The organism is Coprococcus intestinihominis, from assembly GCF_040096555.1.
Lineage (GTDB): Bacteria > Bacillota > Clostridia > Lachnospirales > Lachnospiraceae > Coprococcus_A > Coprococcus_A intestinihominis.
This window is the reverse complement of the sequence record NZ_JBBMEK010000527.1, coordinates 1-623: the sequence shown is the minus strand read 5'-3', so window position 1 is coordinate 623 and position 623 is coordinate 1. Positions and strand designations below refer to the sequence as shown.

Sequence of the window (623 nt, the reverse complement as noted above, 5' to 3'; positions counted from 1 at the left end):
ACCAATGGATAGAGCGCTTTGTGGAGCAGGTGCTTGAGAATGCAGGCATAGATTGTGAGCAGGCGCTGATTGAAGAAATAGAGGAAGAGAAGCGCATTCTTTTGAGTGCAGGTGGTCAGAGGTACGATATAAGAATTCAGGCTTTTCTTCCGGTTGCAGCTGATTTGAATGGTATGGTATGCACGGAGAATGTACAGTATGTCTTGTATCGGAAGAATACAGAGAATGGTCGGGAATATGGTGAAGCGATAGATGATGATTTTATAAGGATTCAGCGCGGCAATACGGCTGATTATGAAGAAGTGCAGGAAAAAACATTATTCTAATATCATTCTCTTTTTTGAAAAAGCTATGCCTGACTCTTGTATTTTATTTTTAAATAGTGTAAAATCTAGTCAAAACGCACTTCATATTGTATTAACTTTTCTTAAGTAGACGAACGGTTATGAAGCATGCACAACTATTCAATATTTCAATTATAGATACAGGGGGAACACCATGGCAAAAGAAATGGTTATTGTACTTGACTTTGGCGGTCAGTATAATCAGTTAATTGCACGAAGAGTCAGAGAATGTAATGTATATTGTGAAGTCCTTCCATATACTAAGACACTGGACGAGAT

2 protein-coding genes are annotated in these 623 nt (G+C 38.2%); both read left to right on the top strand.

All coding sequences use genetic code 11. The features are described from left to right. On the top strand, positions 1-326 hold a 326-nt coding region (locus WMO25_RS18645; RefSeq protein ID WP_349086753.1), incomplete at its 5' end, for a hypothetical protein. Between the two features lie 172 nt (positions 327-498). Then, on the top strand, positions 499-623 hold a 125-nt coding region (locus WMO25_RS18985), incomplete at its 3' end, for a glutamine amidotransferase-related protein (protein ID WP_494337452.1).